The organism is Paracoccus litorisediminis (assembly GCF_009711205.1).
In the GTDB taxonomy this organism is placed as follows: Bacteria; Pseudomonadota; Alphaproteobacteria; order Rhodobacterales; family Rhodobacteraceae; genus Paracoccus; species Paracoccus litorisediminis.
The window spans coordinates 231,480-254,204 of sequence record NZ_WMIG01000001.1; the positions used below are offsets into that span (position 1 = coordinate 231,480).

General features: G+C 64.2%; 22 protein-coding genes and 1 tRNA gene. 10 read left to right on the top strand and 13 right to left on the bottom strand.

Annotation, left to right across the window (positions count from 1 at the left end):
- Positions 1–27: 27 nt before the first annotated feature.
- Complete coding sequence (gene hemN / locus GL300_RS01190; protein ID WP_155037753.1) at positions 28–1,383, top strand: oxygen-independent coproporphyrinogen III oxidase; 1,356 nt, start codon at positions 28–30, stop codon at positions 1,381–1,383.
- 3 nt (positions 1,384–1,386) lie between these two features.
- Here hemN and GL300_RS01195 read toward each other — a convergent pair whose 3' ends face one another.
- From GL300_RS01195 to GL300_RS01205, 3 genes are all read right to left on the bottom strand, one after another.
- Entirely contained in the window at positions 1,387–2,340 is a 954-nt protein-coding gene (locus GL300_RS01195) for a cation diffusion facilitator family transporter (protein WP_155037754.1), read from the bottom strand.
- A gap of 102 nt (positions 2,341–2,442) precedes the next feature.
- Entirely contained in the window at positions 2,443–5,247 is a 2,805-nt protein-coding gene (gene polA, locus GL300_RS01200; RefSeq protein WP_155037755.1) for a DNA polymerase I, read from the bottom strand.
- 191 nt (positions 5,248–5,438) lie between these two features.
- Entirely contained in the window at positions 5,439–5,627 is a 189-nt protein-coding gene (locus GL300_RS01205) for a zinc-finger domain-containing protein (RefSeq protein WP_155037756.1), read from the bottom strand.
- Positions 5,628–5,696: 69 nt separating this feature from the next.
- Between GL300_RS01205 and GL300_RS01210 the strand changes: the two genes are divergently transcribed.
- Positions 5,697–6,653, top strand: coding sequence for an ABC transporter ATP-binding protein (locus GL300_RS01210; protein WP_155037757.1), 957 nt, complete (start codon positions 5,697–5,699; stop codon positions 6,651–6,653).
- Positions 6,654–6,656: 3 nt separating this feature from the next.
- Here GL300_RS01210 and GL300_RS01215 read toward each other — a convergent pair whose 3' ends face one another.
- The gene (locus tag GL300_RS01215; protein WP_155037758.1) at positions 6,657–7,031 is read right to left on the bottom strand and encodes a histidine triad nucleotide-binding protein; all 375 of its coding nucleotides are present in this window, start codon (positions 7,029–7,031) and stop codon (positions 6,657–6,659) included.
- 17 nt (positions 7,032–7,048) lie between these two features.
- The gene (locus tag GL300_RS01220; protein ID WP_155037759.1) at positions 7,049–8,626 is read right to left on the bottom strand and encodes a DUF5928 domain-containing protein; all 1,578 of its coding nucleotides are present in this window, start codon (positions 8,624–8,626) and stop codon (positions 7,049–7,051) included.
- 136 nt (positions 8,627–8,762) lie between these two features.
- On the opposite strand from GL300_RS01220, the gene GL300_RS01225 reads away from it, so the two are divergent.
- From GL300_RS01225 to GL300_RS01240, 4 genes are all read left to right on the top strand, one after another.
- A complete protein-coding gene (locus GL300_RS01225; protein WP_155037760.1) occupies positions 8,763–9,581 on the top strand; it encodes a sulfotransferase family protein in 819 nt (272 codons plus the stop codon).
- Positions 9,582–9,883: 302 nt separating this feature from the next.
- Positions 9,884–10,090, top strand: a complete 207-nt coding sequence (rpmF, locus tag GL300_RS01230; protein ID WP_155037761.1) for a 50S ribosomal protein L32 — start codon at positions 9,884–9,886, stop codon at positions 10,088–10,090.
- Positions 10,091–10,103: 13 nt separating this feature from the next.
- Positions 10,104–11,228, top strand: a complete 1,125-nt coding sequence (gene plsX / locus GL300_RS01235) for a phosphate acyltransferase PlsX (RefSeq protein WP_155037762.1) — start codon at positions 10,104–10,106, stop codon at positions 11,226–11,228.
- The gene (locus GL300_RS01240) at positions 11,228–12,199 is read left to right on the top strand and encodes a beta-ketoacyl-ACP synthase III (protein WP_155037763.1); all 972 of its coding nucleotides are present in this window, start codon (positions 11,228–11,230) and stop codon (positions 12,197–12,199) included. Before plsX ends, GL300_RS01240 begins: the two co-directional genes overlap by 1 nt.
- On the opposite strand, the gene GL300_RS01245 is transcribed toward GL300_RS01240, so the two are convergent.
- Positions 12,200–12,475, bottom strand: coding sequence for a DksA/TraR family C4-type zinc finger protein (locus GL300_RS01245; protein WP_155037764.1), 276 nt, complete (start codon positions 12,473–12,475; stop codon positions 12,200–12,202).
- A 196-nt stretch (positions 12,476–12,671) separates the two neighbouring features.
- Between GL300_RS01245 and ihfA the strand changes: the two genes are divergently transcribed.
- The 4 genes from ihfA (at position 12,672) to GL300_RS01265 (ending at position 14,881) form a co-directional block, all read left to right on the top strand.
- Positions 12,672–12,980, top strand: coding sequence for an integration host factor subunit alpha (gene ihfA / locus GL300_RS01250; RefSeq protein WP_155037765.1), 309 nt, complete (start codon positions 12,672–12,674; stop codon positions 12,978–12,980).
- A complete protein-coding gene (locus tag GL300_RS01255) occupies positions 12,980–13,546 on the top strand; it encodes a MerR family transcriptional regulator (RefSeq protein WP_155037766.1) in 567 nt (188 codons plus the stop codon). Before ihfA ends, GL300_RS01255 begins: the two co-directional genes overlap by 1 nt.
- Positions 13,547–13,669: 123 nt before the next feature.
- Positions 13,670–13,747 (top strand) — tRNA-Pro (locus tag GL300_RS01260).
- Positions 13,748–13,807: 60 nt separating this feature from the next.
- On the top strand, positions 13,808–14,881 hold the full coding sequence (locus tag GL300_RS01265) for a 2'-deoxycytidine 5'-triphosphate deaminase (protein WP_343042877.1): 1,074 nt from the start codon (positions 13,808–13,810) through the stop codon (positions 14,879–14,881).
- On the opposite strand, the gene GL300_RS01270 is transcribed toward GL300_RS01265, so the two are convergent.
- The 7 genes from GL300_RS01270 to GL300_RS01300 all read right to left on the bottom strand — a co-directional run bounded on the left by GL300_RS01270 (position 14,878) and on the right by GL300_RS01300 (position 22,626).
- Positions 14,878–15,081, bottom strand: coding sequence for a hypothetical protein (locus tag GL300_RS01270; protein WP_155037767.1), 204 nt, complete (start codon positions 15,079–15,081; stop codon positions 14,878–14,880). The two genes, GL300_RS01265 and GL300_RS01270, sit on opposite strands and share 4 nt — an antisense overlap.
- A gap of 3 nt (positions 15,082–15,084) precedes the next feature.
- Positions 15,085–15,744: an SMC-Scp complex subunit ScpB gene (scpB, locus tag GL300_RS01275; protein ID WP_155037768.1), complete on the bottom strand. Its 660-nt coding sequence runs from the start codon at positions 15,742–15,744 to the stop codon at positions 15,085–15,087.
- The gene (locus GL300_RS01280; protein ID WP_155037769.1) at positions 15,741–16,577 is read right to left on the bottom strand and encodes a segregation and condensation protein A; all 837 of its coding nucleotides are present in this window, start codon (positions 16,575–16,577) and stop codon (positions 15,741–15,743) included. The genes scpB and GL300_RS01280 overlap by 4 nt, the downstream gene beginning before the upstream one ends.
- A 58-nt stretch (positions 16,578–16,635) precedes the next feature.
- Positions 16,636–17,622, bottom strand: a complete 987-nt coding sequence (gene nagZ, locus GL300_RS01285) for a beta-N-acetylhexosaminidase (RefSeq protein ID WP_155037770.1) — start codon at positions 17,620–17,622, stop codon at positions 16,636–16,638.
- 5 nt (positions 17,623–17,627) lie between these two features.
- Positions 17,628–18,800, bottom strand: coding sequence for an SPOR domain-containing protein (locus GL300_RS01290; RefSeq protein ID WP_155037771.1), 1,173 nt, complete (start codon positions 18,798–18,800; stop codon positions 17,628–17,630).
- Between the two features lie 67 nt (positions 18,801–18,867).
- Positions 18,868–20,613 (bottom strand): arginine--tRNA ligase, encoded by a 1,746-nt coding sequence (gene argS, locus GL300_RS01295; RefSeq protein ID WP_155037772.1) that lies wholly within the window; start codon positions 20,611–20,613, stop codon positions 18,868–18,870.
- A 63-nt stretch (positions 20,614–20,676) separates the two neighbouring features.
- The gene (locus tag GL300_RS01300) at positions 20,677–22,626 is read right to left on the bottom strand and encodes a cation:proton antiporter (RefSeq protein WP_155037773.1); all 1,950 of its coding nucleotides are present in this window, start codon (positions 22,624–22,626) and stop codon (positions 20,677–20,679) included.
- Between the last annotated feature and the right edge of the window lie 99 nt (positions 22,627–22,725).

The following is a 22,725-nucleotide window of genomic DNA, read 5'->3' on the forward strand; positions in this document are numbered from 1 at the left end:
GGGCGTGGTTTAGACCAAGATAGACATATGGAACAGCAATCGCAACTTCAGCGGCTGGGTTTGTTCGACGCACGCGTCCCTCGCTATACCAGCTATCCCACGGCCCCGCATTTCAGCAATTCCATTGGGGAATCGCGATTTCGGGAATGGATTTCGGCCATTCCGGCGGGGGATTCGATCTCGCTCTATATGCATGTGCCATTCTGTCGCAGGTTGTGCTGGTTCTGCGCCTGCCGTACTCAGGGCACCCAATCCGAGGACCCGGTGCGCGCCTATGCCCAGACACTTCTGGACGAATTGGCGTTGCTGAAGGCCTCGCTCGCGCCGGGGGTAAAGCTCTCGCGCCTGCATTGGGGGGGCGGTACGCCGACCCTGATGCCCGCCGACGTGATCCGCACGGTCGCGGGCGCGGTGCTGTCGGAATTCCCCTTGGCCGAAGGCGCGGAATTCTCGGTCGAGATCGACCCGAATGAGATTGACGAGACCCGCATGGATGCCCTGGCCGAGGCCGGGCTGACCCGTGCCTCGATCGGGGTGCAGGATTTCGACCCCGAGATCCAGAAGGTCATCGGCCGCGAACAAAGCTACGCCATCACCAAGCGCGCCATCGACATGATCCGCGACCGTGGCATTGCCAGCCTGAACGCCGACATCCTGTATGGCCTGCCGCATCAGGACCCGTGGCGCATCTCGCGCACGGTCGAGCAGCTGATCGCGCTGAACCCCGACCGTGTGGCGCTTTACGGCTATGCCCATGTGCCGTGGATGGCCAAGCGGCAGGTGATGATCCCGTCGGAAACGCTGCCCGACCCGCATCAGCGGCTGCGCCTGTTCGAGGTCGCGCGCGAGCTGTTTCTGGACGCAGGCTATGACGAAATTGGCATCGACCACTTCGCCCGCCCCTCGGACGGGCTGGCCGAGGCGCAGCAGGCCGGTCGGCTGCGCCGCAATTTCCAGGGCTACACCGACGATCAGGCCAATGTGCTGATCGGTCTGGGTGCCTCGTCGATCTCGCGCTTTCCGCAGGGCTATGCGCAGAACTCGCCCGCGACCGGCAGCCATGTCGGCGCGATCCGCGACGGGCGCTTCTCGACCACCCGGGGCCATGCTTTCTCGGCCGAGGATATCTGGCGCGCCCGCATGATCGAGGCGCTGATGTGCGACTTCGAGATCCGTGCCGATGAGTTCATCCGCGACCACGGCTTTACCCCCGAGACATTGGCACAGGTCTTTGCGCCGATTTCGCGGCAATTCGGCATGATGGTGCATGTCGATGATCGGGGCCTGCGCATTCCGCCGCAGGGCCGTGCGCTTACCCGCATGATCGCGCGGATGCTCGACGCCTATGACATGGCCGCATCGGGGCATTCCACGGCGATCTGACGCCTAATGGTGATCATACCCCGCATGATCATCGTGTTCATGCGCATGGTCGCCGCAGGGATCGCCCTGCCGCTCGGTCTCGATGGTGGCGTGATCGATGCCGAAATCGCGTCGCAGCATGGCCTTGGCCAAGCGGACCGCGCCGGGTGCGTCTGCATCCGGTCCCATCACCAGATGCGCTGACAAGGCGGTGCGGTGCTCATCGATCTGCCACATATGGATGTGGTGGACGCTGTCGATACCGGGAACGGCACGCAAGGATTCCTCGACCGCCTGATGATCGACCCCGTCCGGAGCAGCCAGCATCAGCATGCGCATGACCGGGCTCAACTCGCGGACCACATGCCACATGATCACGACGGAAATCGCCAGCGTCAGGATCGGGTCGGCGATCTGCCAGCCAAAGGCCCAGATCAGCAAGCCACCGAAGATGACTGCGACCGAGACCGCCGCATCCGCCAGATTATGCAGAAACGCCGCGCGGATGTTCACGCTTTCGCGCGAGGCGCGCCAGACCAGCGCCGCGGTCGCCAGATCGATCACCAGCGCCAGCGCTGCCAGCGCCATGACCAGCCCGCCCTGCACCTGAGGCGGGTCGAACAACCGGCCCAGCGCCTCGATCCCCAGCCAGACCGAGACCGCGATCAGCGCGATGTAGTTCACGAAGGCCGCGATGATTTCGGCCCGGCTCCAGCCAAAGCTCATAGCCGGGCTGGCCGGACGCCGCGCCAACCTGCGCGCACCAAAGGCCAGCACCAGCGCCATCGCATCCGAGAGGTTATGCACCCCATCCGCGATCAGCGCCGTCGAGTCGGCGATATAGCCCCCGGCAATCTGGGCCACAGTCAGACCCAGATTGACGATCACCGCGATCAGGATCGCCCCGTCTCCCACCCCCGAGGGCAGATGACTGTGACCATGCCCGGCATGGTCGTGACCCTCGTGATGATGCGCCATCCGCAAGCCTCCTGCAGGGACGCCCGGTCCTCGGGCGCCAACCCCGGATCTCATCGTTTCACAAATACCCCAGCCGCGCCAATGACAGGCGCGACCGCCGGTTCAATGCGCTTCGGCCCAGTTCGCGCCGATACCGGCGTCCACAATCAGCGGCACGTCCAGCTTCACCGCAGGCTCGGCGGCATTTTCCATCACGCCCTTCGCCGCAGCGATCAGCGCATCGACCGCGCCCTCTTCGACTTCAAAGACCAGTTCGTCATGGACCTGCAGCAGCATCTTGGCGGGCAGATCGCGGATCGCCTCGGGCATGCGGATCATGGCGCGGCGGATGATGTCCGCGGCCGCGCCCTGAATCGGAGCGTTGATCGCCGCACGCCGCGCGCCACCGGCAGCAGGACCGTTCTGATTGATCCCCGGCGTCTTAATGCGGCGGCCAAACAGCGTGCGCACGAAACCGTCCTGCTTCGCCTCGGCCACGGTGCGGTCCATATAGGCGCGGATTTCCGGGAAGCGCTCGAAATAGGTGTCGATAAAGGCCTGCGCCTCGGCGCGGGGAATGCGCAGATTGCGCGCCAGACCAAAGCCCGAGATGCCGTAGATCACGCCGAAATTGATCGCCTTGGCCCGGCGGCGGACCATCGGGTCCATGCCCTCGACGGGGACGCCGAACATCTGGCTGGCGGTCATGGCGTGAATGTCGATCCCATCGCGGAAGGCCTGCTTCAGCGCCGGGATCGAGGCCACATGCGCCAGAATCCGCAGCTCGATCTGGCTGTAGTCGAGGCTGACGATCCGCATCCCCGTCCCGGCGACAAAGGCTTCGCGGATACGCCGCCCCTCATCGGTCCTGACCGGAATGTTCTGCAAGTTCGGATCGGTCGAGGCCAGCCGCCCGGTCTGCGCCCCGGTGATCGAATAGCTGGTATGGACGCGCCCGGTCTCGGGGTTCACATGCAAAGGCAGCGCATCGGTATAGGTCGATTTCAGCTTCGAGATGCCGCGCCAGTCCAGCACCCGCGCCGGCAGATCATGGCCTTCGGCTGCCAGATCCTCCAGCACGTCAGCCCCGGTCGAATAGGCTCCGGTCTTGCCCTGCTTGCCGCCTTGCAGGCCCATGCGATCAAACAGGATCTCGCCCAGCTGCTTGGGGCTGCCGACGTTGAAGGGACCACCGGCTAAACCGTGGATCTCCTCCTCCAGCGCGGCCATCTTCTGGGAAAACGCACTCGACATGCGACGCAGGTGGTCGGCATCGATGCGGATGCCCGCCATCTCCATCTGGGCCAGCACCGGCACCATCGGCCGCTCCAGCGTCTCATAGGCGGTGGCCACCCGCTCACGCCCCAGACGCGGGCGGAAGTGGTGCCACAACCGCCACGTCACCTCGGCATCCTCGGCGGCATATTCGGCGGCCTTCTCGACCGGAACCTGCGCAAAGCCGATCTGCGCCTTGCCCGAACCGATCAGTTCCTTGATCGACACGCAGACATGGCCCAGATAGCGCTCGGCCAGCTCGTCCATGCCGTGATTGTGGTCGCCCGCATTCAGCGCATAGGACATCAGCATGGTGTCCTCGATCGGCGCGACGTTCAGCCCCAGCCGTGCGAGGATCTTGCAGTCATACTTGATGTTCTGCCCGATCTTCAGGACCGCAGGGTCCTCCAGCACCGGCTTCAGCATGGCCAGCGCGCGTTCCATCGGCATCTGCCCTTCAGCGGCAACCGGACCACCGAACAGATCGCCCACCGCTCCTTCGCTGACATGGCCCAGCGGCAGATAGGCTGCCCGCCCCGGACCCGTGCACAGCGAGACACCAACCAGATCGGCCACCATCTCATCCAGACCCGTCGTCTCGGTGTCGACGGCAACGACACCTTTCGCGGCAATTTCCGCGACCCATTCGGCCAGCGTCGCCTCATCGCGGATGATGACATAGTGGCTGCGGGCGATGGGCGGCAGCTCGAAGGCCACCGAGGCCGAGGCGGGCTTCTCGGCGACGACGGCGGGCGCTTCCGCGCCATAGCGATCCGCCACGCGCGTGGTCAGCGTGCGGAACTCCATCCGGTTCAGGAACTCGATCAGCGCATCCGCATCCGGGTCGCGCAGCTCCAGCGTCTCCAGCCCGTATTCCAGCGGCGTGTCGCAATCCAGCTGCACCAGCCGCTTCGAGATGCGGATCTGCTCGGCATTGTCGATCAGGGTCTGGCGGCGCTTGGGCTGCTTGATCTCGGAGGCGCGCTCCAGCAGCGTCTCCAGATCGCCATACTCCTGGATCAGCTGGGCGGCGGTCTTGATCCCGATGCCCGGCGCGCCGGGCACGTTGTCGACCGCATCCCCGGCCAAAGCCTGCACATCGACCACACGCTCCGGCCCGACGCCGAATTTCTCGCGCACCTCGTCGGGGCCGATATCCTTGCCCTTGATCGGGTCAAGCATGCCGACGCCATTGCCCACCAGCTGCATCAGGTCCTTGTCGGAACTGATGATGGTGACCCGCCCGCCCGCATCGCGCGCCTTGCAGGACAGGGCGGCGATGATGTCATCGGCCTCGTAGCCTTCGGTCTCGATGCAGGCGATGTTGAAGGCCCGCGTCGCCTCGCGCGTCAGCGGGAATTGCGGGCGCAGATCCTCGGGCGCTTCGGGACGGTTCGCCTTGTAAAGCGGATAGATGTCATTGCGGAAGGTCTTCGAGGAATGGTCAAAGATCACCGCCGCATGGGTCGGCTGGTCCGATCCCTTGCCGTCCTGCAGATACTTCCACAGCATGTTGCAAAAGCCCGCGACCGCCCCGATCGGCAATCCGTCCGAGCGCCGCGTCAGCGGCGGCAGCGCGTGATAGGCACGAAAGATAAAGGCCGATCCGTCGATCAGATGCAGGTGATGGCCCTTGCCGAATACCTCAGTCATGTCCACGCTGCCTTTCCTGCATCTTTCAACGCCCCCTTCTGCCATGAAGCCGGGCCGTGTCCAAGCCCGCGCTCGGTACCGGGCTTTCTCCGTTTTTCAAATACCCCCGCCGGAGGCCAGCAACCGCGCAAACGCAAAAAGACCGCCGGGTCTACCCCGACGGTCCGAAACTTCCTGCCGCAAAGGACCGATCAGTGATCGTCGTGCGCGTGCTCGCGGTCGATCACGAAACGCTTGTCGCAATAGCCGCATTCGACCTCGCCCGAGTCATGCGGAATCGCCAGCCAGACGCGCGGATGCCCCGATCCACGCTGCTCATCTCCATCGCAAGCCACCTTCCACGAGGTGACAGTCTGGGTCTCGGGGGCCGGGAGGGTCATGGCGTTTCCTTGAGCTCTGACGACAAACGGGTTTAAACAGGCAGCCATCATAAAGACTGGAATGAACCGATGCCAGCCCCCCAAAGCCCCGGAAATGCAGATGCGATCCGCATTGTCGGCCTGACCAAGACCTATGCGGCATCAAACGGTGCCGCCCCGAAACAGGCGGTGAAGGGTCTGGACCTGACGGTCCCGGCGGGCTCGGTCTTTGGTCTTCTCGGCCCGAATGGCGCGGGCAAGTCCACCACGATCAACATCCTGGCCGGTCTGGTGCGCAAGACTTCGGGCAAGGTCACGATCTGGGGCTTTGATCAGGACATCAATCCCCGCCAGTCCCGCGCCGCTATCGGGGTCATGCCGCAGGAACTGAACATCGACCCGTTCCTGTCCCCACGCGCCAGCCTTGAGGTGCAGGCGGGGCTTTACGGCGTCCCGAAACGCGAGCGTTGGACCGATGAATTGCTGGAACTGGTCGGACTGACCGAGCAGGCCGAAAGCTATTCCCGCCACCTTTCAGGCGGCATGAAGCGCCGGCTGCTGCTGGCCAAGGCCTTGGTCCACCGCCCACAGGTCCTTGTCCTTGATGAGCCGACGGCCGGGGTCGACATTCAGCTGCGCGACATGCTGTGGCGCAATGTGCGCAAGCTGAACGAACAGGGCATGACCATCATCCTGACCACGCATTACCTCGAAGAGGCCGAGGAAATGTGCGACCGTATCGCGATCATCGACCGGGGCGAGCTACTGCTTTGCGAAGACACTGCCGCCCTGCTGGGCCGTGCCGATTCGAAAACTCTGGTGGTGGATACCGGCCCTGCAACGGCCATCCCGACCCTGCCCGAGGGCGTCCATGCCCAGCGCCGCGACGACGGCCGCCTTGCGATGAGCTATACCCCCTCGCGCATTCCGACCGATGACCTGATCGACGCCTTGCGCGCCGCGGATCTGCCGATCCGGGATCTGGCCGTCGAGGCCCCGGATCTTGAGGATGTCTTCGTTCAGTTGACCTCGCGGCCAACCCGTTAGACCTCAGGCCGGATCGATCATCCGGCCGATATTCCGCCCGCCAAGGATGTGCAGATGGAAATGCGGCACTTCCTGAACGCCATGCTCACCCGCATTGGTGATGGCGCGGTAACCCTGCCCGTTGTCCAGATCGACGCCCAACTCGCGCGTCAGCCGCGCCACGGCACGGGTGAAATCCAGGATCTCGGCATCCGGGGCATTGGCGGCGAAATCGTCATAGCTGACATAGGCACCCTTGGGGATGACCAGAACATGCACGGGGGCTTTCGGCATGATGTCGTGGAAGGCCAGCGTATGCTCGGTTTCCAGCACGGTGCGGTTGGGGATCTCGCCGCGCAGGATGCGGGCAAAGATATTGTTCGGGTCATAGGCAGGCATTGGCCCCTCCGGGTTCTTCAGTCGCTGAACAGATGTTGTGTCGTGGCCAGTTCGCGCGCCTTCTCGGGCATGAGGTCAAGGAACCGTGCCAGTTGCACGGCATTGTCCTCGGGCGAGCGCCAGGGCGAGATCGAATGGAACCCGAGCAGTCCCAGATCGCGCAGACGCTCGGCCTCATGCTCCAGATCGGCGCGCACGGTGGGCAGCAGCCGGTCGATGACCTCGGGCGGCGTCTCGGGTCCGGCCAGCCCAACCCGGCCGATATGGCCGCGGATATAGTCGTCGTCGAATTCCGAATCGATCAGCAGGATGCGGGTATCGGCCTTGTCCTGCATCAGATCCTCGACCAGCTTCAGCGCCGACGGATCCAGACAGATCACCAGACTGTTCGATTCGAACTGCTCGAACAGCAACCGCAACAGCGCCCGCCGATGCCGGGTGCGTTTCGAGACAGTGGTTTCGACCCCGCCCAGATCTGGCAGACCGGCATTGTTCTCGTTGAACAGGTAATCGACGGCGGGAATTTCAGTGTTTTTGCGGATCGACGCGGTCAGGCGCTTGGCGACATGCCATTTCTTGGCCACCACCAGCAGCAACGAGTTCTCGCGCCCCAGACTGCCCTCGGTCTCCCAGAAGCGGGGCGCGAAGCGACGCCCGACACGGCCCCTCCCGGTCAGGAAGCGGAACAGACCCGTCCCCTCGTTCGAGATCGGGAAATGCACGCCCTTCGCCGCCCAAAGCGCCCCCAGCCTTTCGCGCAATCGCAGCGCCTCGGGGCTGATCTTGCGCGCGAACAGGTAATTCTGCCCCATCAGCAGGTCGTAATGGTCATTATGGAAGGTGACGGGCATGCCGTAATCGGTGAAGACCAGATAGGTCAGCGTGCGCGTGCGCAGCTCCTTGCGGGGCACGACATGGCGAACGATCGTCTGAAAGAACGTCTCGTCCGGGATCCAGGTTGTGGCAAAAAAGCGCATCACATCCGGGCGGCTTGCACAGAAATCCAGCACTTTCTCGATCGTCTGGCGGCGCAAACACCACCATTGCGAACCGATCATCACCTGAATATCGGCGGGAATCGGTCGCTTCAGGTTGAAGCGTTTCTGGAATTCGAAACTGGCATAGAAACGCCTGGGCTGGGTGCGTTCGTTGAACAGATGCCGATAGATCAGCCGTTCTTCCTTGATGCCGGTCTTGATCCAATCCGACTCGAAGAAATCGAAGGATTCGATGTAATCGCATTCCTCGGCATCAAGAAACGCATGGGCATACTCCGCCGACTTGATCGGCATGCAATCGCCTGAAAGCATATAGAAATGCGTGGCCTGCGGAAATGTCGCGATGGCCGAGCGCACGGCCTCCAGCGTGGCCGCCACCAGCGACCATTCGCCCCAGCCGCATTTCCAGCGCTTCGCCGAGAAAACCACCGAAGGGTTCTCGCCCAATGCCTGCCGGATCTCGTCGAAATCCTTGGGATTGGCACGGGCGTCGAAATGGATTGCCACGTAATCCCCCGATGCGGTCAGGCGATTGGCCTGTGCGATCACGCCTTTCGGGTCCTTGTGGCAGAGCAGAATGAAGGCAATGCGCGCCATTTAACTCATCAGTCCGTTCTTCACGTCCATCAGGTTCCACACGAGGTTGAAACTCCCCCAGTGATTTGCATTCTGTGTCTAACGATTTTGGCAAGGTCGGCAACCCGACCCGACCGGCAAACAAGGAATATCTCATATGGGCTTTCCCGGAACCTGGATGACTGAAAGCGAAAGCATGGTCTATCGCGTCGTCCCGAAATGCGCCTGCTCGTCGATTGGCCAGATCATGTTCTATTCGGATCATGGGCGCTACTTCGACGGCGACATCCACGATTCGACCGATGGCCTGCACAAATGGGCGCAAGAAGGCAGCCAGACTCCGATCGAGCGCATGGTGAAGTCCCACGGCGCACTGACCTTTACCTGCGTGCGCAACCCCTATGCGCGCATCCTGTCCTCGTTCTTCGACAAGATCGCGGGCATCCAGCGCAACGGCAAGCGCTACCGGGGCAATCTGGTCCCGCAACTGATGCAGCGCTACGGCGTCGATGTCGGCAGCCCCGAGAACGATTTCGAATTCGACCAGATCGCCAGCTTCCGCCGCTTCCTGCTGTTTGCGCGCGATACCATCCGCTGGCGCCGTCCGATGGAGCCCGACATCCACTGGTCGGCCATGTCCGGCCATATCTCGACCTTCATCGTCAACGGCGGCCGCTACGACCAGATCTTCTTCACCGAGAAGTTCAACGAGGGCATGCAGAAGGTGCTGAACGCCGCCCCCACCCCGGTCAAGCTGGACGTCAACGACGTGCCGAAATTCAACGAATCCGAAGGTCACGGCCCGAAACGCGCCCATAAGGTCAGCGCCTATTTCGACGACCTGTCGCGCCATCTGATCTGGGAGATCTACAAGAAGGACTTCCAGCTGTTCAAATACGACTTCGACAATCCCGACAATAAGCTGCCCAAGGCTGAAGTCGATCTGGACGAGGTCCACGCCAAGCTTGGCCGCTGACACGCGGTTGGCCCCGTCACCCGGGGTCTGCCGTTCACTATTTCCCCAATACCCCCGCCGTAGGCAGCGGCACCCTGCGCCGCTTCCCTTTCCCCAAGATTCCCCTTGCGATTCGGCGCGATTTCGCTATTTTCGCGCGTTCATTCGACCGGCGGGGGATGACCCGGACCGCGGCCCCCGTGCACGAGACAGCGTTTCGTGCCTTGCGGACGACGCGTCCTTGGCCTAAGCCCCGCCCCAGAACCGATATCAGAATCCGGGGCCGCCGTGAGGCCGCCCCCCGAACCACTTGGGGTTGTGACATGGCCGTCCCTCAGAATCGAGTTACCCGCTCCCGCCGCAACATGCGTCGTTCGCACGATGCCCTGGTTGCTGGCAATCCGAACGAATGCACCAACTGCGGCGAGCTGAAGCGCCCGCACCACGTCTGCCCGTCCTGCGGCCACTACGCCGACCGTGAGGTCGTGGCTCAGGCCAACGAAGTCGACCTGGACGAAGACGCGGCCTGAGCCGACTTCGGACATGACTTCGGCGGAAATCTCGACCGGCTCGCGCGCGTCTGAATCAAAGGGCAGCGTGGTGATCTCTGTCGACGCCATGGGCGGCGATCGCGGACCTTCCGCGGTCGTGGCCGGCATCGCACAGAGCGCTGAAAAGAACCCCGAGATCCGCTTCATCGTCCACGGCCCCAAGGCCGAGCTCGAGCGTCTCATCGCCCGCCGCGACGGGCTGGCCGAGCGTTGCGATATTCGCGACGCGGCCGGTGTCGTCACGATGGAAGACAAGCCCAGTCAGGTGCTTCGCAAAGGCGAAGGCACCTCGATGTGGTCTGCCGTCGAATCGGTGCGCAAGGGTGAGGCGACCGTCGCAGTTTCCTGCGGCAATACCGGCGCGCTGATGGCGCTGTCGATGCTGCGGCTGCGCAAGCTGCCCGGCGTCAACCGGCCGGCAATCGCCTGCCTGTGGCCCTCGCGCAATCCGCAGGGCTTCAACGTCATGCTCGATGTCGGTGCCGACATCCGGGCCGACGCTCAGGACCTGCTGACCTACGCCCTGATGGGCGCATCCTATGCCCGCAACGGCCTTGGCCTCGCCCGTCCTCGGGTGGGGCTGTTGAACGTGGGCACCGAGGAACACAAGGGCCGCGCCGAGCTCAAGCAGGCGCATGAGCTGATTGGTCAGAATGCCGAAGAAGGTAATTTCGACTATGTCGGCTTTGTCGAAGGCGGCGATCTGCCCTCGGCCCGCGTCGATGTCATCGTCACCGACGGTTTCACCGGCAATATCGCCCTGAAGACCGGCGAGGGCACCGCCAAGCTGGTCGGCGACTTCCTCAAGGAAGCCTTCGGAAATTCCGTGATGTCGAAATTCGCGGCGCTTCTGGCGATGACCTCGCTGAAGCGGCTGCAAAAACGGATCGACCCGCGCCGCGTCAATGGCGGCGTCTTCCTTGGTCTGAACGGGACGGTGGTGAAATCCCACGGTTCGGCGGATGAGACCGGGATTTCGGCCGCGATCAAGCTGGCCTTCCAGCTGGGCAAGTCCGGCTTCCACGAGCGGCTTGCAGCGCGTGTCGCGCATTCGATCACGCCAGAACATGCCGGAGCAACCGGCAAAAAACACGCAGAACACAAGGGGACGTCCTGATGCGGCGCGCTGTTGTCCGGGGTACGGGCCATTACCTGCCCGAACGTGTGGTCGAGAACAGCTGGTTCGAGGACAAGCTGGACACCAGCGACGAATGGATTCGCACCCGCACCGGTATCGAGCGGCGCCATTTCGCAGCCGATGACCAGCGCACCAGCGATCTGGGCATTGCCGCCGCGAAAGCCGCGCTGGCCAATGCCGGCATGGATGTGGATCAGATCGACGCGATCATCGTGGCGACCTCGACCCCCGACTTCACCTTCCCCTCGGTCGCGACCATGGTTCAGGCCGGTCTGGGCATGAAGCGCGGCTTTGCCTTTGACGTTCAGGCGGTCTGCGCCGGCTTCGTCTTTGCGCTGGCCAATGCCGATGCCATGATCCGCTCGGGTCAGGCCAACCGCGTCATCGTGATCGGGGCCGAGACTTTCAGCCGCATCATGGACTGGACCGACCGCGGCACCTGCGTGCTGTTTGGCGACGGTGCGGGCGCGGTCATCCTTGAGGCACAGGAAGGCGACGGCACCTCGGCGGATCGCGGTATCCTTGCCACCGACCTGAACAGCGACGGCCAGTATCGCGAACTGCTTTACGTCGATGGCGGTGTGGCCTCGACCGGGACGGCGGGTCATCTGCGCATGCAGGGCAATCTGGTCTTCCGCCATGCGGTTGAAAAGCTTGCCAATACCGCGCATCACGCGCTGGATCTGGCCGAAATCGCCCCCGAGCAGGTCGATTGGCTGGTTCCGCATCAAGCCAACCTGCGCATCATCGAAGCCACCGCCAAACGCATGCATCTGCCGATGGAAAAGGTCGTGCTGACGGTCGCCGATCACGGCAATACCTCGGCCGCCTCGATCCCGCTGGCGCTTTCGGTCGGCAATTCGCAGGGCAAGTTCCAGCCCGGTCAGATTCTGGTCGCCGAGGCAATCGGCGGCGGGCTGGCCTGGGGCTCGGTCGTGCTGCGCTGGTAATCAGCGCAGCTGCGAATCCTTCGATCCGCGCCGGTTGATCCCGCCCGCCGGACGCCATTCCTTGTCATGGCCCGACTGACAGGCCACGCAAAGCCGCACCCCCGGCATGGCCTCGCGCCGGGCCTGCGGGATCGGCTCATCGCATTCCTCACAGAATTCAGCGCTTTCAGCATGCGCGCGGCGCGCATTGCGCAGTCGCATCCGCTCGATCGCCTCGCGAGTCGAGACATCGATCTGGTCGTTTACCGCGCCGTCGCGGGCCCATCCTCCGGCCATCGCATCCTCCGTCATCGCCGATCTGTACCAAGATAGGTGCGTTCGGGGCGTTTTCAAACCGCGTTCCTGCCCGGGAAATGGCAACAATCCAGAATAAGACGAATGAATTCCGCCATTTGGGAACCGATGGCGGGGGCTGCTGGTTGACAGGTCGCCGCAAAAAAATCATCCTTGCTACAAGAGAGAGGTTTCCCTGATGAGCGAATCCACCCTGACCCGCATGGACCTGGCCGAGGCCGTCTTCCGCGAAGTTGGCCTGTCCCGTCACGAATCGGCCCAATTGGTCGAAAGCGTGCTGGGGCATATCTCGGACGCCCTTGTCCGGGGCGAACAGGTCAAGATTTCGTCCTTTGGCACATTCTCGGTCCGCGACAAGAATGAGCGTATCGGCCGCAATCCCAAGACCGGGGAAGAGGTTCCGATCACCCCCCGCCGCGTGCTGTCCTTCCGTCCCTCGCACCTGATGAAGGATCGGGTTGCAGCCGGAAACAAAAACGGTAGCTGATGGATAAGTCGCCCGACGCCTTTCGTTCTATCGGCGAGGTTTCCCGCCTCGTTGGCGTCGCGCCGCATGTTCTGCGCTATTGGGAAACGCAATTCAGCCAGCTATCGCCGGTCAAGCGCGGCGATGGCCGGCGTTACTACCGTCCTGACGATGTGCGTCTGGTCGCCGGCCTGTGTCAGGTCATGCGCGAAGAAGGCCTTAGCATCCGCGGGGCCAAGCGCCTGATCACCTCGGATCGCGGTGCCAGCGTGCGCCGCATCGGCGCATCGCGTCTGGGAGAGCTTCTTTCCGCCCCACCCCAGCCCGCAGCCGATCCCGCCGCCCCCGAGATTGCGCCAACCCCGGCTGCGCCGATCGACGTCACCCGTGCCGCTGCGCCCAGACGCAAACCGGCGCGCGATTTCGAATCATTGCCGCTTTTCGCCGAACGCTCGCCCGCCACGGCACAGGATTGGCTGGCGCGGCTTTGCGCCACTTCGCATGCGTTGCGGCAACTTGAGAACCAGAAATCTTCGCTGCCCGCTGGCGCAGCAGGTCTGCGCGACCGGCTGAGCTCTGCGCTCTAGCCCCATGTTTTTTCATGACTTCCTGCCTCGCGGGATATTTTTTCGCGCATCGCGAACTTATCCCCATTTTTCCGCCTTCTTCCCCTTGTGCTGCCTGCCCGCTTCACTCTATATGACCCTCGTCGGGCCGTGGCGCAGCCTGGTTAGCGCGTCCGTCTGGGGGGCGGAAGGCCGAGAGTTCGAATCTCTCCGGCCCGACCATTCCGAAAGCGCCCATCCCTTTCCGGGGATGGGCGCTTCCCCTTTTCTAAAGGATGTTTCGTGAACGGTGTCCTTCCCGACCATGCCCTGCGCCAACTGATCGAAACCGGCTGCATTACGGCCGAACGTCCGATCCTTCCCGAACAGATCCAACCCGCCAGCCTTGACCTGCGTCTTGGCACGACCGCATGGCGGTTGCGCGCCTCGTTCCTGGCCGGTCGTGGCCGCAAGGTCAGTGAGCGTCTGGCCGATTTCGAGATGCACCGCATGGACCTGTCGGACGGCGCCGTGCTGGAAAAAGGCTGCGTCTATCTGGTCCCGTTGATGGAGCGGTTGTCGCTGCCCGCGGGGCTTGATGCCGTCGCCAATGCGAAATCCTCGACCGGGCGGCTGGACCTGCTGACCCGGCTGATCACCGACGAAGGCACCGAGTTCGACCGCCTGCCCGAAGGCTATGACGGCCCGATCTATGCCGAAATCTGCCCGCGCAGCTTCTCGGTTCTGGTCCGCCCCGGCATGCGGTTGAACCAGTTGCGGCTGCGTCAGGGTCAGGCGGTGCTGTCGGATACCGACCTGCGCGCGCTGCACGCCCGCGAACCGCTGGTCACGGGCGAGGCGCTGATCGACGAAGGCTTGGGCTTTTCGGTCGATCTGCGTCCCGATCAGGGCGATCTGGTCGGCTACCGCGCCCGTCCGCATAGCGGCGTGATCGATCTGGACCGGATCGGCGCCTATCGTGCCTCAGATTTCTGGGATGAACTTCGCACCCGCGACGGGCAGCTGATTCTGGACCCCGGCGCCTTCTATATCCTTGTCAGCCGCGAGGCCGTCGCGATCCCCCCCGAATATGCTGCCGAGATGGCCCCCTATCTGGCCATGGTCGGTGAGTTCCGCGTCCATTACGCGGGCTTCTTCGATCCGGGCTTCGGCCATGGTGCAGCCGGTCACGGCGCGCGCGGCGTCCTTGAGGTGCGCTGCCACGAGGCACCCTTCGCGCTGGAGCACGGTCAGGTCGTCGGTCGTCTGGTCTATGAGCGCATGGCCGCCCTGCCCGAGCGGCTTTACGGCACCGGCATCGCCTCGAACTATCAGGGTCAGGGGCTGAAACTGGCCAAGCAGTTTCGGGCGGATTAACGCCCGAACCTGCGGGTGATGCGCGCCGCCTGCCGCGCGCGCTTCACCATCTGCCGTGTCGCCTTTTCACGTTGGCGTTGTTGGACGGTCTGCTTGCCACCGCTGGAATTCATCTGGCGGATGCCCTTGTTGATCCCCCAGTTCAGCAGCCTGTGGGTGATCATGCGGCTGAGCATGTTGAAAAACTGGTTCAGGTTCATCGTCTATTCGTCCTCGAACAGATCTTCGGCCGCAGGCTCGTCCAGCGGCACGTCATCGTCATCGTCGCGCAGGGCCATCAACGCTGCCGCTTCGCCCGGCGGGCGTGATTCCAGCAGACCCGCGGCCCGCAACTCGGCCAGCCCCGGCAGATCGCGCGCACTTTCCAACCCGAAATGGTCAAGGAAAGTTTCGGTCACGACAAAAGTCACAGGCCTTCCCGGCGTTTGACGCCGACGCCCGACCCGAACCCAATCGAGCTCAATCAGGTGATCCAGCGTGCCGCGACTGACGGCAACCCCACGGATTTCTTCGATCTCGGTGCGGGTGACGGGTTGGTGATAGGCGATGATCGCCAATGTCTCGGTCGCAGCACGCGACAGGCCCCGGCTCTCGGTGCTGGATTCCTTCATCAGGAAAGCCAGATCGGCGGCGGTGCGAAAGGCCCAGTTCTCACCGGTGCGGGACAGTTGCACGCCGCGGCCTTCGTAGCGCGCGCGCAGGCTTTCCAGCGCCACCGGGACATCGCAGCCCTCCGGCAGGCGGCCCGCGATCTCGCGCAGCGTCATCGGACCGGCGCTGGCGAACAGCACGGCCTCGACCATGCGCTCCTGCTCCAGAAGCGACAGATTGGCCTCGGGGGCGAGGGTTTCGGATTGAGTCATTCGGTGCGCCTGCGGATGGTGATGGGGGCGAAGGTTTCGGACTGGCGCAATTCGATACGGCCCTGCCGGGCCAGTTCCAGCGTCGCCGCAAAGGTCGCGGCGGTGGCCGATCGGACGCGGGCGGGATCGCCGTCCCAGCCTTCCGGCAGAAACGAGGCCAGCGTGGTCCAGTCGCCGACATAGCCGATCATGCCGCGCACGCGATCCAGCGCCTGTTCCATGGTAAAGACGTTCTGGCGGTCAAAGGCGAAGGGGCGGAACTCGTCCTTGGTCCGCAGCCGCGCATAGGCCCGCATCAGGTCGATCAGGGTCGCCTGCCATGCAACTTTCCGGGTGCGGGTGACGGTTTCCGGCGCGCCACGTGCGAAGCGTTGCTGCCCCAGCCGGTCCCGCGCCATCAGCCGGGCGGCGGCCTCTCGCATGGCTTGCAGCCGTTCCAGCTGGAAGGCCAGATGCGCGGCCATATCCTCGGCTGAGGGGCCTTCGGTTTCGGGATCGGGCGGCAGCAGCAGGCGCGACTTCAGGAAGGCCAACCAAGCCGCCATGACAAGGTAATCGGCGGCCAGTTCGATGCGCAACGCGCGCGCCTGCTCGACAAAGGTCAGGTACTGATCGGCCAATTCAAGGACCGAGACCTGCATCAGGTCCACCTTCTGCATGCGTGACAGCGTCAGCAGCAGGTCCAGCGGGCCTTCGAAGCCCGAGACATCGACGCGCAGCACCTCATCGGCCTGCCGTTGGGCAACGTCGTCAGGCCCGACCACCGGCGATGGCTCGGGCTGGCCCGGCAATTCCTCGTCGGGAACGGGCGTCAGATAGGGAACTTTGGTCATTTCAATTCAGGCCGATTGTGTCGGCCGAGAATCGGGCATCGGGTCGGCCAAGTCAATCTTACGCGGCCAACCCGCCAAGCGCACGCAATTCGGCACGCATATCCGCGGTTTCCAGCGTATCTGCGGGCTGCCGCAGCGCCGAGGCCCGCACCCCACGGCGCAGTGTTTCGGCTGAAGCCGCACCCGCCGCAGCGACGATGCTTTCCATCTGGGCCAATGTCTCATTGCAGGACAGGACCAGATCACAACCCGCCGCGATGGTCGCCGCAGCGCGTTCAGCCGGCGTGCCCGACAGCGCCTCCATGCCGATATCGTCCGACATGAGCAGCCCGTCAAAACCGATCCGGTTGCGGATCATCGCAATCATCGGGGCCGAAGCCGTCGTCGGAGCCTCATCCACGGCGGTGAAGCGGATATGCGCGGTCATCGCCATCGGCAGGTCCGAAAGCGCGCGGAAGGGCGCGAAGTCGGTCTGATCCAGCTCGTCCAACGTGGCATCGACGACCGGAAGGTCCTTGTGGCTGTCCACCCGCGCGCGGCCATGGCCCGGCATGTGCTTGATGACCGGCAAGACGCCCGCCGCCAGCATCGCATCGGCGGCGATCCGGCCCAGTCGGATGACGCTTTGCGCATCCGTGCCAAGGCAGCGGTTGCGCAGGAAAGGATGGGTATCCTCGCGCGCAATGTCCAGAACCGGTGCGCAATCCGAATCGATCCCCATCTCGCGCAGCTCGCGCGCCATCAGATGATGGTGCAACCAGATCGCACGGTCGCCATTCGCGGCCTGATCCAGCGGCGCGGGCCAATCGGTCCAATGCGGCGCGCGCATACGTTGCACACGCCCGCCTTCCTGATCGATCAGCACCGGCGCGTCACGGCCCACCGCGTCGCGCAGCTCCGAGGTCAGGCGGCGCAGGCGTTCGGGCGTGTCGATATTGCGCCCGAACAGGATGAAACCCCAAGGATCGGCAGCGCGAAAGAAATCGCGCTCGGCCGCGGAAAGGTCGGGCCCGGCGATACCGCCAAGAATCGTCGCATTGGTCATTGTGCTTACTTCGCCGTTGCCGGGATACAGTCGATGCCGCCCGCGATCAGGGCCGCGCAGAACTTGCGTGCCTCATCCTTGGATGCAAAGCCGCCCGCGCGCAGACGCCAGAAGGTGCGGCCACCGCTTTGCGCTTCCTGCACGATGCGGGACTTGCCGTCAAAAAGACCGCCGAACTTGCCCGCAACACGCTTCCATTCGCCCTTGGCCAGCGCATCGCTGTCGAAGGCACCGATCTGGACCATGGCCGAACCCGAGGCGACCTTGGCAGGCGCCGGTTCCTCGGCGACAGCCGGTTCGGGTGCGGGGCGGCTGGCGGCGACAGCAGGCGCTGCGTCGGTGGCGACGGTCTGGGCGCTGGCAACACGGCGCGGACGCGGCGCGGGGCGGGGCGATTCCTGCACTGCCGCAGCGACCGGGACCGGAACCATGGCATTCGCCTCGGCCAGGGCCTGATTGATCGCAACGTCCTGGGTTTCGCGCCCGGCCAGATCGGTCAGAACCTCGTTCACCGGGGCTTCGCCAGCGGCGGGCACGTCCGAGATCACGGCGGTGTCGATCGCCTCATCGGGTTCGATCGTCGATTCCGCCAAAGCAGCCGCCTCGCCATCCGGCAGGGGGATGACGCGGGCGGTATCGTCCAGCAGCGGCAGTTCAACGGGATTGGCCGGCTTCTGCGCAGTCGCGCCGAATTCGCCCATGGCCAGATCCTGCGTTTCAAGCCCGGTCGCAACCGGGGCAATCGCCACCTTGTCAGCGACCTTGGCGGCATTTCCGGCGGCAACGCCGTTCACGGCCAGCCCGGTGCGGTCGGTCAGTTCCCCGCCCGGATCGGTGGGGGCGGTGCGCGCCTCGCCCTGCATCGAGCGGATGACCGGCACGCCGGACACATCCCGGACCGCCAGCTTGAACGCCCAGACCGCAAGGATGATGATCAACCCCACGGAAACCAGCGCGCCAAGGTAATGGGTCAGCCGCGAGATCCGCGCCAGCAGCGTCTGCGGCTCGGTCGCGACCCCGCGATGCGCATCGGCATAGCGGGGATCGTCCCAGTCCTCTTCCTGCCACTCTTCCTGGTAGCCGGAATTCTGCGCGTCCTGGCCATAGGGGAAATCCTGCGCGTAGCGTTGCGGCTGCGCGCCCTGAAAACCGCCGGAGCGGAAGTCTACGATTGCCATTCCTGCCTGCCTGCCGGTTTGCCCGGTGTCTGTCGTTGCACTGCTCGACACCGGCAGGACGCTGTTTTCAGCGCATCTCTTTGGCCGGGGTCACGCCCAAGATAGCAAGGCCCGCCGAAATGACAACGCCGACGGACCGCGCCAGCGCGATTTTCGCGGCAGTTGCGGCAGGATCGCCATCCTGCACGAAGCGCAAGGACAGCTCATCATTGCCGCGATTCCACAGCGAATGAAGTTCCGAGGCGATATCATACAGATAGAACGCAATCCTGTGCGGCTCATGAGCCCGCGCCGCGATTTCAACCGTGCGTGGCCATTCGGCAACTTTCCGGGCCATTTCCAGTTCGGCCGGATGGCTCAGCAGGGCCAGATCGGCACCGGCAAGGGACGCGTCATCGGTCGCAACGCCGCCTTCGGTTGCCTTGTTCAGCACCGAATTGATGCGGGCATTGGCGTATTGCACATACCAGACCGGGTTGTCCTTGGACTGCTCCAGCACCTTGTCAAAGTCGAAATCCAGCGCCGCGTCGTTCTTGCGGGTCAGCATGTGGAAACGGGTCACATCGGCGCCCGCCTGTTCGACCACGTCGCGCAGCGTGACAAAGTTCCCTGCCCGCTTCGACATCTTGAAGGGCTCGCCGTTCTTGAACAGCTTCACCAGCTGGATCAGCTTGACGTCCAGCGGCACACGGCCATCCGACAGCGCGGCGACGGCAGCGGTCATGCGCTTGACATAGCCGCCGTGATCCGCGCCGAACACGTCGATAAGCTGGTCGAAGCCACGGTCGATCTTGTCCCAGTGATAGGCGATATCGGGCGCGAAATAGGTCCATGCCCCGTCCGATTTCATCACCGGACGGTCCACGTCATCGCCATGCGCGGTCGAGCGGAACAGCGTCTGTTCGCGCGGCTCCCAATCCTCGGGGGTCTTGCCCTTCGGCGGCTCCAGCACGCCCTCATAGATCAGCCCGGCTTCGCGCAGACGGGCAATCGCCGCCTCGATCCGACCGGTGCCGTAAAGCGCCTTCTCGCTGGAGAAGACGTCCATATGCACGTTCAGCAGCGCCAGATCCTGACGGATCATGTCCATCATCCGGGCCGAGGCAAAATCGCGGACCTCGATCAGCCAGTCGGATTCCGGCTTGTCCAGCAGGCTGTCGCCATATTTTTCCTTCAGCGCCTCACCGACCGGGATCAGGTAATCGCCGGGATAAAGCCCCTCGCGGATTTCGGGCTCAAGGCCGTTCGCCTCGCGGTAGCGTTCATAGGCCGAGCGCGCCAGCACATCGACCTGCGCGCCGCCGTCGTTGATGTAATATTCGCGGGTGACGTCATAGCCGGCAAAATCCAGCAACGAGGCCAGCGCATCGCCAAAGACCGCGCCGCGGGTATGGCCGACATGCATCGGGCCGGTCGGGTTGGCGCTGACAAACTCGACGTTGATCTTGGTGCCCTTGCCCAGTTCCGAACGCCCGAAATCGGCGCCTTCGCCCAGCGCGGCGCGCAGCACGCCCTGCCATTCGGACGGCGCAAGGCGCAGGTTCAGGAAGCCCGGACCAGCGACATCAGCCGCGGTGATGCGGGGATCGGCGGCCAGCCGGGCGGCCAGCGCCTCGGCGATCTCGCGCGGCTTCTTTCCGGCGGGCTTGGCCAGCACCATGGCGGCATTGGTCGCCATGTCACCATGGGCGGCGTCTCGCGGCGGCTCGACCGTCACGGCAGCGGTTTCGAGACCCGCGGGCAGCTCGCCCGCCAGTTCCATCTGGGCCAGCGCGTCGATCACGAGCGCGCGGATATCCGAAAAGAGGTTCATCGCATCCATCCGTAAATTCGCTGCGGGATACCGCCTGCGCTTGGGGGCCGTCAACCGCACCAATCATCGCGGCTGCTCGGTGGGTGGGCGCGGGTTGCCCATATTGGCAAAGATTGTGCGTGTATCTTCGGGTGCGCGCCCCAGACAGACCATACCGGCAGGCAGGCCCGTGGGTGTGCCTGCATCGGCTTCGCTTTCGTCCCTACGCTCGACCTCGGGTGCGTCGGGCGGGGCCAGCGCAATGATCCGGCTGCCCGCACGCGCCACGATCCGCGCCTCGTCCGAAACAAAAGCCACCTTGCCGCGATCGACCACGGCCAGCGGAATGGCCCCGGCCCGGCTCTCGCGCCAATGCGCCAGCGTGTATTCCGCCGTCAGCCGCGTGGTGCGGAACCGCCAGCCCGCCTCCAGCAGCGCCAGATATTGCGAGAGTGTCCGACCGCCGCTGATCCCCTGCCCGCCAAGCTGAATGGGCAGGGCATAGCGGGCGACCTCGTCCTTTTCGCGCGTCACCTGCCAGATCGCGTCGCGGCCCAGTTCGGGGGTCAGGTCGGTGGCCACCAGCGTGTTATAGGCGTCGTTGTCCGAAGCCGAGAGCAGCGCGTTATAGGCGACAAGGCCGACACTTGTTTCTGCGGCCTCGGACAGGATGTCGCCATAATAGTATTTCAGCCCGGCGTGGCGCGCCGACAGCAGGCGGCTGCGGTTCGGGTCGACGATCACCACATCTACCCCGGCCTTTTCCAATGCCTGCGCCAAACCGGTCGAGAATTCGGAGCCGCCGACAATGATCAGCCCCGGCCTGTCGCCCGAGGCCAGCCCCAGCCATCGCGCCATCGGCCCCAGCGTGAAGCCATGCAGCACCACCGTCGCCACCACCAGCACAAAGGCCAGCGGCACCAGCAGCGCCCCGTCCGCGATCCCTTCGGCGACCAGCCTTTCGGCAAATATCCCCGAGATCGCGACCAACACCACCCCGCGCGGACCGGTGAATGCGATCAGCGCCTTTTCCCGCCAAGGCAGCCCGGTCCCGATCAACGCCACATAGACCGTCAGGGGGCGCACGATCAGGATCACCGACAGCACGAATGCCACGGCGCGCCAGTCCAGCAGTTGCAGCGTCTCGAACCGGAAACCGGCGCCCAGCAGGATGAACACCCCCGATACCAGCAGGATCGTGGCGCTTTCCTTGAAGCGGTGGATTTCGGTGTAGCTGGGCAGGTTGGCATTGGCGATCAGCAGACCCATGACCGTCACCGTCAGCAGGCCGCTTTCATCCAGAACGGCATTGGCCCCGGGAAAGGCACCCAGCACGGTGACGAACAGCAGCGGCACCTTCATGTATTCGGGGACCAGATTGCGGCGGAACGCCGTGACGATCCCCGCCCCGGAGGCAAGGCCCAAGGCCAGCGCGAAACCCACGCCCGAGATCAGCTTCCACAAGGCCTCCGCCCCGCCAAGGTTCTGATGGCCGACCAGCACCACCAGCAACGCCAGCACGGCGGCCAGCCCGCCAAGCGCGTCGTTGACGATGGCCTCCCATTGCAGGGCCTGCGCGGGGCGGGGTTGCAGCCGCGCCTGACGCAGCAGAGGCGCGATGACGGTCGGCCCGGTCACGATCATGATGCCGCCAAAGACGATCGCCGCCTCCCATTGCAGGCCCGCGATCCGGTTCAGCGCCAGGGCCGACAGCGCCCAGCCCAGCGGCGCGCCGATATAGACCAGATGCCGGACGGCGGCCTTGGCGTCGTGCAATTCGCGGAAGTTCAGCGTCAGCCCACCCTCGAACAGGATGATCGCCACGGCTAGCGAGATCATCGGCTCCAGCAGCGGACCGATATCGCGTGAGGGCACGAAAAACCCGGTGACCGGGCCCAGTAGCAGGCCCGTAGCCAGCATCAGCACAATCGCCGGGATGCGGAAACGCCATGCCAGCCATTGCGCCCCGATCCCGGCAATTCCGACGATTGCAAAAGCCTCCATCGGGCTCAGCCCGGCAATCTCGGCAGCCATCCAAATCCTCGCGACAGGCAGACCTGCGGTCCGAACCACCGCCCAAGATGTTCTGTCCCGTCGTGGCAGTCACGGAAAATCTGCGATCAGATTGACGCG